This is a genomic window from Longimicrobium sp. (genome assembly GCF_048594345.1).
Lineage (GTDB): Bacteria > Gemmatimonadota > Gemmatimonadetes > Longimicrobiales > Longimicrobiaceae > Longimicrobium.
Window position 1 is genome coordinate 37,499 of sequence record NZ_JBMDXM010000156.1, and the last position, 14,298, is coordinate 51,796.

13 protein-coding genes are annotated in these 14,298 nt (G+C 67.6%); all 13 read right to left on the reverse strand.

Annotation, left to right across the window (positions count from 1 at the left end):
* Positions 1-65: 65 nt before the first annotated feature.
* Entirely contained in the window at positions 66-2,360 is a 2,295-nt protein-coding gene (locus ACOJUJ_RS17120; RefSeq protein ID WP_420128119.1) for a S8 family serine peptidase, read from the reverse strand.
* A 213-nt stretch (positions 2,361-2,573) separates the two neighbouring features.
* Entirely contained in the window at positions 2,574-5,903 is a 3,330-nt protein-coding gene (locus tag ACOJUJ_RS17125) for a hypothetical protein (RefSeq protein ID WP_420128120.1), read from the reverse strand.
* Positions 5,904-6,244: 341 nt separating this feature from the next.
* Entirely contained in the window at positions 6,245-6,496 is a 252-nt protein-coding gene (locus tag ACOJUJ_RS17130; RefSeq protein ID WP_420128121.1) for a hypothetical protein, read from the reverse strand.
* Between the two features lie 63 nt (positions 6,497-6,559).
* Positions 6,560-8,107, reverse strand: coding sequence for an E2 ligase fold family C protein (locus tag ACOJUJ_RS17135; RefSeq protein ID WP_420128122.1), 1,548 nt, complete (start codon positions 8,105-8,107; stop codon positions 6,560-6,562).
* A gap of 3 nt (positions 8,108-8,110) precedes the next feature.
* Positions 8,111-8,599 carry a hypothetical protein gene (locus ACOJUJ_RS17140; protein ID WP_420128123.1) on the reverse strand — a complete coding sequence of 163 codons (489 nt, stop codon included), beginning with the start codon at positions 8,597-8,599 and terminating at the stop codon, positions 8,111-8,113.
* Complete coding sequence (locus tag ACOJUJ_RS17145; protein ID WP_420128124.1) at positions 8,596-9,303, reverse strand: putative metal-binding protein; 708 nt, start codon at positions 9,301-9,303, stop codon at positions 8,596-8,598. The genes ACOJUJ_RS17140 and ACOJUJ_RS17145 overlap by 4 nt, the downstream gene beginning before the upstream one ends.
* Before the next feature lie 10 nt (positions 9,304-9,313).
* The gene (locus tag ACOJUJ_RS17150; protein ID WP_420128125.1) at positions 9,314-9,571 is read right to left on the reverse strand and encodes a DUF2604 domain-containing protein; all 258 of its coding nucleotides are present in this window, start codon (positions 9,569-9,571) and stop codon (positions 9,314-9,316) included.
* 265 nt (positions 9,572-9,836) lie between these two features.
* Entirely contained in the window at positions 9,837-10,559 is a 723-nt protein-coding gene (gene dcd / locus ACOJUJ_RS17155; protein WP_420128126.1) for a dCTP deaminase, read from the reverse strand.
* A complete protein-coding gene (locus ACOJUJ_RS17160; RefSeq protein ID WP_420128127.1) occupies positions 10,556-11,872 on the reverse strand; it encodes a hypothetical protein in 1,317 nt (438 codons plus the stop codon). The genes dcd and ACOJUJ_RS17160 overlap by 4 nt, the downstream gene beginning before the upstream one ends.
* 7 nt (positions 11,873-11,879) lie before the next feature.
* Positions 11,880-12,329, reverse strand: a complete 450-nt coding sequence (locus tag ACOJUJ_RS17165; RefSeq protein WP_420128128.1) for a hypothetical protein — start codon at positions 12,327-12,329, stop codon at positions 11,880-11,882.
* Between the two features lie 44 nt (positions 12,330-12,373).
* Positions 12,374-12,961: a hypothetical protein gene (locus tag ACOJUJ_RS17170; protein WP_420128129.1), complete on the reverse strand. Its 588-nt coding sequence runs from the start codon at positions 12,959-12,961 to the stop codon at positions 12,374-12,376.
* Positions 12,942-13,577, reverse strand: coding sequence for an RNA polymerase sigma factor (locus ACOJUJ_RS17175; RefSeq protein ID WP_420128130.1), 636 nt, complete (start codon positions 13,575-13,577; stop codon positions 12,942-12,944). The genes ACOJUJ_RS17170 and ACOJUJ_RS17175 overlap by 20 nt, the downstream gene beginning before the upstream one ends.
* Before the next feature lie 551 nt (positions 13,578-14,128).
* The gene (locus tag ACOJUJ_RS17180) at positions 14,129-14,296 is read right to left on the reverse strand and encodes a hypothetical protein (protein ID WP_420128131.1); all 168 of its coding nucleotides are present in this window, start codon (positions 14,294-14,296) and stop codon (positions 14,129-14,131) included.
* Positions 14,297-14,298: the final 2 nt, after the last annotated feature.

The following is a 14,298-nucleotide window of genomic DNA, read 5'->3' on the forward strand; positions in this document are numbered from 1 at the left end:
TTACCAGTCGATCCTGCTGTGGTAAGTAAGCCTGCCGTTGGCAATTTCACTTACCACAACGGAGATCAGGCAAGCTTGGTGCCGGGATCCAGCGGACCCGAGACCACAAGTGCGAAGGACTGGGGACCATGGAGCAGGTTGGACCCGACGACCTGCAGCAGCAGGTGGCCCGCACCCGCAACGTCCAGCCGGACCACCTCTACGTTATTGTCGCTGTCTAACTCCCCGAGCGCGAACGGGCGGCCAGCGTTGCCGGGCACCGGCGGAGCCAGCGGGGACTCGTCGGCGCGTACCCGCTGCACGATGAGGTTCAGGTCGTTCTGTAATCCGCGTCCGGGAGGATCCGTGTAAGCAAGGCACACGCGGACCTCGCCCGGTCCGCTCACATGCACAAGCCACCGCCCGACCGCCCCGGTGAACCCGATCGGCTGGTCTTCGACAGCCCATCCCCACGTATCGACGAACGCCACCTCCTCCCGGTGTCCCACCCCCAAGGACCGAGCAAGGCAGACGCGCCCGAAGCCCTGGTGCACATTCGGGAAATCGGGGTGATCAGCGACCGCATCAGCGCCCGTGAGCCACTCCGTCCCGTTCACCAGGGTGGCCTTGACCAGCGCAGCGCTGGGCCAATGGCCGCGCCGCTCCTCGTAGTATTGCCGCACGAGTGCTGCGCAGCCGGCCACCAGCGGGGCGGCCATGCTGGTCCCACCCATGTACGCGTAGTGCACGTCGGAGTGCTGCCCCCAGAAATTACCATCAGGCGCGCCCGAGGCTCTCGTGGAGAGCACGTCCGTTCCCGGTGCAACGACGTCTGGCTTGATCCGGCGGTCAGTGCACGGGCCCCGGCTGCTGAAGGCCGCAAGCCGGGACGCATCGCCCGATATGCGATCATCACCGATGCCCGCTGCTGGATAGTCATCAGGCCAAACCTCGCTGTAGGTGTGCTCGGCGAACCCACCGTGATCCCGGTCCGATCTGCTGGCACCGACCACAAGCGCGTTCTTGGAAGTGCCCGGGGAGCAGAGGGAAAGCCAGTCCACCGCGCCAATCGAGGCATGGCGCGGAGCGGCGGCCGTGCCTTCGTTGCCGGCGGAAATGACGATGAGGTAATCCGGACGCCGGTGCATGTAGGCATCCACCTCCAGCGCGTCCACCGCATACTGCGATTCCGTAGCAGCCCCCCAACTGCAGTTGTGGATGCGCGCGTTGGCATCAAAGGCTTCTTCAAAAAGCTCCTCAAGGGACACAGGAAGACCCGTCAACGCCCCGGAGTCGTCGCTCAAGGACTGGAAGACCAGTTCCGCCTCCGGCGCGATGCCGCGGATCCGTCCTCCCGATGCCAACCCAGTCCCGGCGACCGAGCCGGCGACATGGGTCCCGTGACCGTTATCATCGGTGGGATTCCCGGGCCTGCCACGAAAAATAACCGTCCGGAGCCGATCCCGGAGATCCGGGTGATCCGCGTCGATCCCAGTGTCAGCAATTGCGACAATCTGTCCGCGCCCGAAAAGGCCTAGCCCAGACGGCTCAGTCTGCACTGGAGGAACGCAGATCAGTTCCGAAGCCCGTTCATTGTGGAGCCGTCTCTCGCGATGCGGCTCCACCCATGCCACGCCTGCCATCCGGCGGACTAGGTCGAGCTTCGATCTGGACACCGTCCCGATCCTGACCCGCCGCCCGCCGTGCCCCACCACTGGTACGCCAGCAGCTTCGGCCTCCAGAAGAAAACGGTCAGCGTGATCCGCCGTATGAAGCCACACATCGTGCTCGACGGTCTCACCAGCGGCAGAAGCTCGCAAATGTTGAACGGTGTAGCGTAATCGGCCGGCGCCGCGCCGGATCAGAGTACTCGCAGACCGCTCTTGCGGTGGGGGCGATGGGGCCGTTACGAGCGGTTGCGGCGGGCGCGGATCATACCTCGTCACCTGGGTAACAAACGGCAGTTCGGCAACTGCGGCCCAACTCTCCGCGCCCATGGCGGCCACGTAGGTTTGCTCTCCTAGTCGCTCGGTCAGCCGGGCACCCACACCTGCCAACCCGTCGGCCCACTCCGGGAGCAAGGGACCTGAGATCACGATTGTCGCGTATCCAGGCTCGCCAGGTAGGCGCGCCGCGACACGCGCTCTACCGGTTCTGCCCCGCACCTGTGGACGCCGTGCCTCCTCCCTCGACCGTAACGGGGGCGCAGGCCCAAGATCCTTGACGAGGAAGCCTCGCCTTCTCAGATCGCGCTGGATCTCTGGTTCGCCATCCGCCACGAGGAGTCCGGGCCCGTCACTCACGATGTAAGTAAATAGGTCCTTGATCGAGTCAGCATCCTCCCTCCGGAGCAACGTGACTGAGAACCGATGGAGCGGCATGCGAGTGCGTGGGTCGTTTAGGTGATAAAGTGAGAACCCGCACCTAACCTGCGGTGTGCCTACCGTAACCCGCAATCCACCCCTTTGTCGTCACTTCAAGTCCCCTAATTGACCACCGCAACGGAAGCGCAGGATGCAGCTCCGTTGCGGAGGGCCGGACCCCTGCGCTGGATGCTGGCATGGCGCGGCAGGGGCCGCAGTCGACGTTCATCTTTACCGTTGCGTTGGTGGGATCGGATGCTGGACATCCGATTGTTGCGTCGCGAAAACCTCGTGCGCGTCCACGGCACGGTCGAGATTACGACAAGCGGAGCCGGAATCACGATCAGAGGCCGTGTCCTGCCGCAGAAGCGCTCCAAACTCGCTAAATCCTCCGTCGCCCAGTCTGTGCACCAGCCACCGCGCCCGCTCGCGGACCGACTCATCCTCCGATGCCAGCGCCTGTTCCAGAATGGGCCCCACCTCCTGCAGGCGAAAGTCGGGATACTCTCCGCTGAGGCGGGCTTCGACAAGATCAGCCGTCATCTCCAGCGCCGCCGCGATATCGACCGACCCAAATTCCCTCACGCGGTCCCACAGCGGGCGCAGGCGGCCCCGCTTGCTGGCCAGCGCAATGGTGCGGCGCGCGAGGGGAATGACTTCGTCCAAGGGGATGTGCGGAACATGGATCAACCAGTCCATCTCCGCAGCCTCGTCCCGCGCCCGCTCGCCCGGCTCGTTTTCCAGAGCATCGAGTCTCCACGACCACAGCCGGAGCAGCCCCTCCTGCTGCTCCCGTGGAATCGGATCGTTCGCGTCCGTCCAGGCACGGAACACGGACCAGTACACCCTCCCAAGGATGTCCGGCGCCAGATGCGCGAACAGCGCCTCCACGACGGTATCGACGGGAGCGACAGTGCCGTGGATCACCGCGCCCAGCACATGCCGTGCGGCCTCGTAGACGACCTCCGCGCTGCCCTCCTGCTGAAGCCGCGCGCGATCCACCGGCTGCAACGCTCGCAGAAAGTCGAGGTACCACGGTCGGAGATCGCAGAACAGACGACTCTCCATCTCGGCCGTCCGCAGGTACTCAATCCACCCCGGCCCTGGGCCTGTTTGGCCGTCGGCGGGCGCAAACACGCGCGGCGCGATGGCCAGCGTCCAGTGGCGATCCATTCTCCACAAACGCGGAACGTACCGACCGATCACTGCACGAGCCGCCTGGCCGCCGCGTCCGCTCTCCCCCAGCACGCCCTCCAGCACGGGGAACAGCCGCTGGCGAACCCGGGTCTCCGACTCTGCGGAGCCGGCGTGGGCGCGCCACGACCACAGTCCAGCCTGAAGCACCGCCCGTATCGCTATGTGGGTCCTGGACGTGGAGCCCGAACTGACGGGCCGCGTCTCCGGAGGCACAAGCCGCACTGCCGCGCGGCACCACCGTTCCAGCGCGCTCCACAGGCGGTCCTCCTGTCCGGAGGGGAGCTGATCCTCGCGGCACGCGGTTTCCACCAGCCGGACGGCCGCATCCGCGGCCAACGCCCAGATGGTCCCGCCTAGCGCGCCGTTTAGGCGCTCGAAGATGAAGTCGCCCAACTTAAAGGCGGCTTCCCAGGGAATGGGACGCGCTTCCTTTATCGCTGTGCGCAGGCCGCGCAGCACTCCGTCGAGGTACTCGGGGCGCAGGGCGGCGTCGCACGCCCCGACGATCAGCGGCTCCAGCGCCAGCGGATTCGTGGCCACGGCCGATTCCAGCGCGGTCCCCAGACCATATGCCGAGGGTCCGCTGATGTACGCGGGGCCGGGCTCCCACTCCCGCAGGTACTTCAGGATCTCGCGCGCATCCATCCCCAGCAGCGCCTCCGGCTGCAGGGGGCTTTCCACCCCGAAGAGGGGGCCGCGTGCCGCCCGGACGGCAAAGCCGTTCTCGTCCAGCGCCCGCTGATACTGCGGGTCCTCGTCCGCGGTTGGGTCCGTCCCCAGGCGCTCGTGCAGGTCACGGAGCGAGGGGGGAACGTTGCCGTGAAAGTAGCGCAGCACCTTGCGCTGCCACGTCTCTATCCGGGCGCGGATCGCGTCCTCGTCCAGCTCGTCCCCTGCTACCACGTGGGAAATGACAAACGGGTCCGGCCCGCGGTCCAGCGCGTAACGAAACACGCGTTGCGCCTGCCCCGAGGCGCCGGCAAACTGCGCCCGAAGGAACGCGGCGTACTCCTGCGCCGGCATCTGGTCGATGCGCGCGGTTTCCATCACCGCCAAGTCGCGCCAGATGGGGACCCGGTGCCCCGCCACACCCAGCACGTGCAGACGGATGCGGTCGAACACCTCGTCCGCACCGCTGCTCAGTAGCCGCAGCACCTGCTCCGCCTGCGCTTCACCGACCAGGGCGGTGCGCGCGGCGGAACCGGCCAGCGCTACGGCAAGGTGGGTGCGGACGTCCGCCTCGCCCTCCGCGCTCTGCAGGTCGTCCGGCGACCAGCCGCGCAGGCGTGCGCCGCGCTCCTCCTCCCGCCCCGCCACGTCGCGGATCGCGGTCTCCAAGCGGCGGAAAAGCAGGCGGACGGTCCCGGCGCCGTCCAGCCTTTCCAGCGCGGGGAGCAGGCGCTCCATCACCTCACCGATGTCGTACGTCTCCAGATGCTGCAGCCGCAGAGGAAAGAGGCCTCCGGAGCGCAGCGCCAGGGGCACGGAGGCCGGCTCCGGCTCGACAGGAACGATCTCCAGCAGAGCGCGCGCGACCTTGAACGCCTCGCGGTCACCCAGCTGCGCCAGGTGCACCGCCAATTCCAGCAGCACCTGGCCCGCCTGCACGCCCGTATGGCCGAACGCGGCCACCACCCGCCGGGAGAGCGGCCGCGCGTGTGCCTGCGGCAGCCGTGCCGCCGCCCGCGCGGCGGCGGCCCACACCGCGGCGTTCCGCAAATCGGGGGGGATCGCCAGCAGCACCCGGCCCACGACGGCCGGTTCCGACGGGGCCATGCGGACCAGGTAGGCGCCTTCGGGCCACGCGCTCCACCTCCATCGCCCGTCGGCAGCCTCTACCGCCTCGGGCGGGCTGGCGAACACCCCTTCAGCGGCGAGCGGCTCCAGCCACCCCACGTGCGCCAGGCGGTCAAAGAAGTACGCTCGCTGCGCCGGCCGCAGCAGCACGCGCCGGAGCCGCTCGACCTCCGCCCGCGACGGCTGCTCCACGGCCAGCAACTCATCCAGCTCCGCCTGCGTGTCGAAGTACGGGGCCACGCGCCCGTACAGCATCTGTACGCGGGCCGAGAAGGCGTCGCGCGTGCTGTGGGGGTCGGGCCGGGTGAGGCTGTGGTGCGATTGCTTGACGAGCGTGCGCTGGTCCTTTACCCAAGCGCCCACCAAGCGGTGCTCCGGGGGCAGCCCCAGCGCCGCCGCCACCTTCAGGCGGTTGCGTTCCCGTGCTTCGGGGGAGGGCTCCGCCCCGGCGTCTTCGTCCGGCGACGCCCCAACGTCCCCCACCAAGTGGCGCATCAGGCCGTTGCTCAGCTCGCGCCCGGCGTGCGCAACCAAGTACGAGACTCCCGGCTCGTCGATTCGGTCCATGAGCCGGATTCCGTGCAGGAACAGTCCGGCCAAAAACGGGTCCAAGCGGTGCAGTTCCCGCCATGTGGCGCGCTGGTCCTCGGTCAGGTCGTCCAGCGGGTGGGGAGGCGTGCCTGGAGATGAATACGGGGGCATGGGACGAAGCGCGTATTCCGGGATAGGTTGCGATACACCGGTCGCGGGGCCGTCTCTGGGGCTCAGCAACCGCCGGACCGAATGCCCCCGCACGCCTCACTCGCGCGGCGCGGGGCCGGCCAGGGGCGACTGTGCGCCGGGGGCCGGCCAGTTTGCCGAACCTGAGAGCCAGGCAACACCCTGCCGTGGCCCGGAGCAGCGTCGCCCTACTTCTTCTTTGAGGGCCGCTGCGAAAGCGCGCTGGCCGCAGCCGACTTGGATGCAGCGCTGGTCTGGCCGTCGCCGAGCACCTTCGAGGCGGCGCTGCCGGCCTTGGCGGAAGTGGTCTTCTTCGGCGCGCCCGTCTGCGAAAGCGCGCTTCCCGCCGCCTTTTTCGATGCCGCACCCGTCGACCCGCTGCTGAGCGTCTTCGACGCCGCCGATGCGGCCTTGCTGCCCGTCGTCTTTCCCTTGGCCATCGGAACCTCTCCTCTAAAGGTTGATGTTCAGCCCCAACCCCAACAACTGGTCAGCCATCGGCCTCAAGCCAAAACAGCCGGATACTTCGCGCGGTACGCACCGACGTAATCAGGATCCTCGCAGATGCAGGCACCGGTGCCGACCTTTCGCCTCGGAGCCGAAAGCACGGTCCCGAGTGGCCGGAGCAGGTCCATCACCGTGGTCGTCGGCAGGGGCACAAGCCGAAGCGCGCCCGCTTCGGCCACGAGCTCCGCCGCGAGCAGCACGCCCGCCATCGCCGACTGGAACGCGAGCGGGATCTCCGCCCGAGGGGCGGTCGCGTGGCCGCCCATCCGCATCACCATCCCGCTGCAGACTGCTCCGCTGTAGAACTTTCGCAGCGTCTGGCCCACAAAGCCCAGGAGGAGATCGGCGTCGACGCCCATGCAGGTGGCCGCATCTCGCACAAACGCCTCGTCGAGCGGTGCGGCACGGTGGAGCAGATCCCGAATCCGGAGGAGCGCGGGCCGGCCGCTCATCCCGATTGCGGACGCGATGATCTCGTCCTCGCTTCGCTGCACGGATTCAGGAATGTACAGGCACGTCAGGCAAGCCTCCTCGCCGTCGAACCGGTGGCGGGAGATCCCGACGTTGCGCGGCTGCGTCCAGGCGTTCGCGATCCAGCGGGGAAGCGCGCCCTGCACGTGCACACGGTCCCGTGCGCTGTCGACCGCCACGACCACCCTGTCGAGGCGCCAGTCGCCCCGCGCGTGCAGAAACTCGCCCCAGCTGCACGGATGGGCATGCACCTCTAGGGCAGACCCGGCCAGGGCCGCCGCCGCGAGCTCCACCTTGACGCTGTCCACGTCGCGCTCGGCGGTACCGGTGTAGCGCTGCACATTCGTGAGGTCCAGCTTCTCGGGATCGATGACGTGCAGCTGACCCGAGAGCCCGGGCACCCTCGCCAGCGTCCAAACCGCCGCACTCCCCACCGCGCCCCCGCCCACCAGGAAGGCTTCGCCGAGGTCCGTGTTCGTGAGCGCTGGGCTCGACGGCTCCTCCTCCAGCGGGTCCAGCGTGAGCACCGAGAACTCTACGTCGCCGTCGGGCTCGCCCGCCGGCAGCTGCGCCCGGAAGACGTGCCTAAACACGTTGGCCGCGCCGAGGCAGGCCGCGGCCGCCGCGCCGAACGGGTTGCTGCCCTGCCCGACAGCGACGGGGCGTGTCGAGGACAGCCTCGCGATCCAGCCGTCGGACCCGATATAAAAGGTAGGCGTATCGGAGAGTGCTGCCACCTCCGCCTGTCCAAGGCTGATGCGGACGGTCGCAGTGCCCGGCTCCGCGAAGGAGACAAGCCCGTTGATCTCTCCCGCGCGCTCGGCGAGCGCCGCCTGGAGAGCGTCTGCTCCCTCCCCACGCGGCTCCAGCAGCAGCGCTGGGTAGAGCCGCGCGAGCAGCTCGATGGCCATCTCGAGCGCCACGCGCCCGGCAGGGGAGGCGGCTGCCGCCGCGTCCCAGGAGATCGCTACGACGTGCTTCTCCAGGACGTCCGCGAACGCCGCGGGATCGAAGCCTTGAAGCACGGCCGAGCCGGCGAGCAGCGACTTGTCGAAGTACCTGGCGAGAGCCATCGGTCAGTCCACCACCTTCAGCAGGGTTTCGATCTCGGCGCCCGACAGGCGGATCCATCCGCGCCCGGGTAGGAGCCTGTGCGCCGCCAGATCCCTGACGTCGAACGGACGCACCGCGAAGTCCGGGAGAACGAGGGAAAGCCCTCCGGCCTGCGCCATGATGGGGTACCGGTCGTCGGTCTCCGAGTGGTAAGCCTCGCCCGGGTGCGCGTGCAGCTGCGTGACCAACTGCAGTCCGTTGTCGTACAGCCACACGTTGAGCCGGAGAAGCTCGTCTCCGTCCACCTCGACGAGCAGGCCCGAAGGGGTGCGGTGCGCCGTCTGCCTCGGCACCAGCGTCGCGAGCACCTCGAACACATCCCCGCCGCGCTTGCCGGCCCAGAGCACAAACGCCTCACAGCCCTCCTCGCCCGCTGCGCGGAGGTGCTCCCTCGCGGCTTCCGCCAAGTCCCGGGGAACCCGCACCTCGCGCACGTCCAGGAGGTCGCTCATTCCGGCCGCAGCTCCAGATCGAAGCCGACTACCTGGGCGTGGATCCGGAACGGACCCGGCGGCTGCCAGCCAGCCGTCTCCAGCCCAACCTGGACAGCGTAGCCAGTGACATTCTGAACACCGAAGCGGTGCAGATGCTCGAGCAGCACGGACATGCGGCCGGTGCCGCGGGGGCGGTGCAGCATCCAGGAGTCACCCGTATGCGCCGGGTGATCGTGGTAGGCCCGCACTCCGGGTAAGCAGATGAACGGCACCTCCTCGGGATCATGCGACATCATCAGCTGGCCCACCTCCATCTGGATCGGAACGCCGCCGGCGCCCCCTGCGCCCTGCGCCCCGAGCGCCTCTGCCACCTGGGCCTCCACCGCCTCTTGGCGGAGGCCGACGCCCCCGGCGCCGACCAGGCGTGGCAGCACGGTCGGCAGCTCCTTCGCCCGATACGGCTCCCGCGTGAACGGATCCACCAGCGTCACGTCCAGGGGGAGCAGGTCGTAGTCGCTGAAGTCGAACCGGACCCCGAAGACCACCGGCGCCGGCTTGATGTGCGCAGCCGCGAGCACGAAGACAGCGGTCGGGAACTCCGCCTCGACGAGGAGCCAGCCGCGCCCGCGGTACTCGGCCTCTAGCGCCCGGTACTCCGAGATCTCGCGGTCAAACTTCGCGCGCGAGACGGCCGGGTCCGCCAGCTTGCACTCGGCAGCCATGGGCGCCCCCTCAGCCACCAACACCCGCGCGGAGGCTCAGGAAGAGCGTTGACCCGCGGACGAGCCCCGCCTCCCCGACTTTGGCCGACAAGTCGAGCGGATTACCGCTCCGGTCCGTGAGCTTCCAGTTGTCGAACGGCTGTCCGGAGTTCTTCGTCTCGGCCAGCGCGTGGGTCACAACCGTGCGGAGCTCCGCGTTCGGGTTCGCCTCCAGCTCGACCGGCGAGCCGTTCACCACCACCGTCAGGATCAACTTCTCGGGCTTCATCTGCTTTCCCCCGCTCCCTGGGCCCGGCGGGCCGTACGGGCCTCGGGCGTCGTCGAACTCAGCAGCCCGCTGCACCAGCGTGCGAGCGGCGCTTCACCGGCCGGAACCCTTCCGGCCAGGGCCCTCTCGGGCCCTCGTCCAACTGACGCGGCTCCGTTACAGTCGGACGGCGCGAGCACCCCTCCCAGCCATGACCGGAAAGCGAATGCCCCGGCTAGGAAGCCGGGGCATCGCGCGGGGTCCATCCGGAGAACGCGGACGACAGCTACGCCGATTGAGAAGTGTCATCCTCATCGCCTGCTTCGGGCGCCTCGGCACCATCCAGCGCCGCGTCATCGCTGGTGTCCGCATCCAGTGGTTCCGGCCCATCGAGCTCGAGGTAGGCTTGAAGCATGCGCCGATCCGGGTCTGCCTCGAACTTCGCGATCTCCGGACCGGTGGGAATCCGGAACTGCGAGCGCGGCTTGCGGGGGCTCGGCTTGTCCACCCCCTCCACCGTGTGGATCACGAGCTGCGCGATGCGCGTGCCGGCGCGCAGGTGCATCGGCACCTCGCCCACGTTCGTGATCTCAAACGTCAGCACGCCGGCAAAGCCCGGCGAAACAACCGTCGCCGTCGCGATCTGCAGGCCGTGGCGGCCCCACGAAGACCTCCCCTCAAGGTACCCCATCAGGTTCGACGGGAAGCGGACGTATTCCAGTGTGCAGCCGAGGACAAATTGCTTCGGGTGCAAAACAAAGGTCTTGCCGAGCGCCACGTGGAACGGCCGGAAGATCTTAGCCACCTCCGCGGCATGCTCGTCCCTGTGGGGATCGAGGAGCGACACGTCGCTCCTAGTCGGCACGAGGAACTCGGTGCCGAGACGCATGTCCACGCTGGCGTCTTGGATCTGGTCCTCGCGCTCCAGCAGAGGCGTGATGACTAGCCGCCAGTCGAGCTCCGGAAGGTGCATCGCGGCGCGGATCGCATCGCCAGACAGCGCGCTCATGCGGCCACCTCCGCGCGGTTCTGCACCCGCGCGATGTCCTTCTGGATCTGCGCGAACTCCACGGATTTCGCGATCAAATCGAAGATCCGGTGCCTGAGTCGCTCCCTCTCGTCGGGATCGGTGGCGCCGATCTCCGTGAAGAACTGCTCAAGCTCGGCGAGCATGAACATCCACCCCGTGTTCAGGATCGCCGCCAGGCTCACAGGGATCCACGTCCCCCGATCTACATCGTACCACTCGTTCAACGGTACGAACGACTTGAGCTGCGCCAGCAGGACCTGGCACTCGTGCGCGTACTGGCCCGCAACGAATCCCGCCGGCATCGAGGACCGCACCTCCTCGATGAGGGTAGGGAGCACCCGCTCCACGTAAGCGAACAGTCCTTCCGTGCCGTCGTCACGCAGATTGGCGCCGCAGCGCTCACCTGCGGACGCGAGATCGTCCCGCCAGCCGTCGATGTGCTCCCGGAGTGCGGCCGGCATGGCGTCCAGGAAGCCCTCCGCGCCGAGCACATCCAGAAGGACCAGCATCCGCCAGTACGATGGCGGGTGCCGTTCGCGGTACGTCTCAAGCACCTCCGTCGACAGCATGCTCTGGTAGATCCCGAAAACGTACGCCGGCCCGGCAATCCTGAGCGCTGCAAGGTCGGCCGCGAACTCCCAGATCCAGGCCTCGGCGTCGATGTCCGAGATGGCTGGCGGATTGGCATGCGCCGCCATCACCCGGTCCATGATCCCGTTCCGGTAGGTGATGTGGTGGCCCAGCTCATGGAGGAAGATGCCGTGCAACATGACATTGTTCCTCTCCGCCGCCGGGTAGCTCAGCACCACCAGCCCTTGGCCAAGCGGCCGCACTAGGTCCTCCAACCGCACGTCGATGAAGTCTGCGGCCTGCTGGAGGACCTCCCTGATCTGGAGGTCCAGCGCCTCGTAGCCGTACTGCACCCCCTGGCTGTCCGGACGGATCAGCAGATCTACCGAGCTTCCCGTATACTCGCGCGCCGTGTCGCGGAGCGAGCTGATGAGCGCCGCCGGCGTCTTGGCCCGCGAGGTCTCGTTGACGATGAACATCAACGCGTGGAGGTTGCTCAGCAGGTTCGTGAGCCACCCGCCGGAGCGCCTGCCGGCCTCGGGCGCGCGCGCGAACCGCGGCTCGTAGAGCTTCAGCTGGTTGGGGATCTTCTCGAGGATCTCGCGGATGACGCCCAGTAGGTTGTGCGAAGCGGGCGTGGGATAATCCTTCTGCTCCAGCTCGATTACGCGAGCCTGGAGCGAGGAGATCCGGTCGCGGACCGCTTCCTGAAAGCCTCTCACGCGCCGGCTACGAGAACAGGGAGCGTTCCGGCAGCCGCGGGGTCTCTCGCGCCAGCGTGTATTCGCTGTACCGATCGAGGAAACCCTGCAGCAGCCGCACCTCGCCCTCCTCCGCCCGCCCGGTATCCCGCAACCCATCGATCGTGCCGAGGATTCGTTCGATCGTGGGGAACTCGCCTTCCAGCGCGCCCGATGCACGGCACGACGACAGCGACTGGAGAGCCCGGTTAGTCACGGCCAGCACGTCGACGCTGGCCGCAACGGAGCTCAGCCCCGGCCGCGCGGCTTCCTCGCGGGCCTCCTGGTACCGCTCACGAAAACGCCCGAGTATCTCCCGGCCATCCGCCGGAAGCGCCTGCTGCTGCAGGTATTCGCTGACCACCAGCAACGCGCGGTCAGCGAGCACACCTGTCCCGGACACGCCATGCAGCCGGCCTCGAACGAGCATGGATGCCATGGTCCCCTCCTCGTAGTTCATGTGGATGCGCGGAGCGGTGGGCCTTAGCCCGGCACGAGCAGGTGCTCACGTCCGCGCTCGCGCAGGATGCGAGCCGTATCGGCCAAGGTGGGGTGCGAAAAGGGAGGTCCGTCGGCCGCGAGTGATGCGGCGGCCTGGTAGAGGGTGGGTTCGGCCCGCCCGCGCGGGCGGGGGCGCCGCACAGAGGATCGGACGACGTGCAGGGGGATGTCAAGGATTTCGAGCATGTCGGCCAGCGACTCCGCAGGCCAGTCGAGCACTGCCCGTGCGGAAGCTTCCGCATCGCGAAGAAGCCCGACGCCGATCGAAAGCCGACCGGCAAGCTCGTCGTCGCTCACTGCGGCCGCCGTGCGCGCCCTCCGGAGCGCGGCGCTGAACCCACCGACGATCAGCAGATCGGCACGCGCCGCCTGGAGCCGGCGGTCGACCGCGGCGTTCCTGGCTGAACGGACAGCCTGCTCCCGGGCCCCATCTGACAAGGCGTCTTGGGAGGCGCGCGCCTGCAGCACCCGCGCGATAGGCGCGCTCGGCTCCAGCCGGGCCGAACCGGCCCGGACCGCTGCCCTGAGGGCGCTCGCCGTCATCTCGTCGTCACGATCCTGATGCGTCATTGGTCGCTTCCCGTGTCTCGATCGCCTCTGCGCGCCCATCCCCACCACCAACCCGCGCGTACGCCTTCCGAAACCGCTCACTTGCACGATGGCGCAGCACACGTGCATGTCCCGGCGTCACCCCCAGAACCTCGGCGATCTCCTCGTTCGTGAGATCGTGAGCCACGGCCGACAAGACCTCGCGGTCCCGTGGAGAGAGCGTCTCTAACGCAGCGTCCACCCGCTCCGCGCGCGCCACTACCTCGGAGCCTGGCTCCTGATCACTGGATTCGCCGGGGGCGACGAGCAGCGGCTCCCGCTCAAGTGGCACTTCGTGCCGTGCTCGTAACTTCCGGTGCCAGTCCACACCGGCCCGATATGCCAGCTTGTACAACCATCCAGCGAGGTTCTCAGGACGTTTGAGTTGATCGATCCGCAGGATCGCCCGGTAGAGCGCGTCATTGAGAACGTCCGCAGCATCGAGTTCCTCCAGCCCGACCGTGTTTATCAGGTACCCGAACAGCCGGTCTCCGTAATTGGCGACCAGCCGCCGGGCTCCCGCGTCCCTTGCATCGGCCGCCGCGGCACGAAGCAGTCCCACGATTTCTACAGCACTGTCAGCTTCGTCTTGATGCATTCGACCACCGGGCCGCGTCCCTGGGGCGACAGCCTTTTCCTACGCTGTCGCCCCAGGGACGTATTCGCGTTACACCCCCTCTGTAGCGCCGATTCGGTCACCATATTTGCGAAGGTAAGGGGCAGACGTATGACCTACAAGATTCCGAAATCCTTCTCACCCTTTGCAGATGTCGGAAGTCGGCGGGAACAACGCGTACTTCAATGCCTCGGCGACCCACGCGTAACCCGGGGCGAGCTAACGAGTGCTATACCCGCAAACACGCGATGATTAGAAAAAGTCGCGGGAGCAGCAACATCGAATTGCTGCTCCCGCGTGCGGATACCGCTGAGCCGCGGCCGCTCAGCAGTGGTCCTTGTCCGTGTACTGCGCGTTCGTGCCGGCGCTGAGATCCAGCGTGACCTCAAAGCTCTCCACGTTGAGGTCTTCCAGCTTCAGTTCTACGCGCTTCATAGAGGGCCTCCAGGGCTTCGGTGACGGAGCCACAGCGCTCGCTCGTGTCGCTGCTGGCTTCCCATGATTGACGCAGCCCCGTTACGCCCGGACCAAGTTCACACCGTCGGGCTCGATGCGACCACCACCACCGCTTCAGTCCTCCCATCCGGACGGGCGGCGGCGATGCTTACGCCCTCCACATGCTGGGTGTGCGCTTCCGCCGCGAGTTCCAGCCCAAGAATATCATTGCGATCACCGCTTCCCGTCGCATATTGCAGCAGCACAC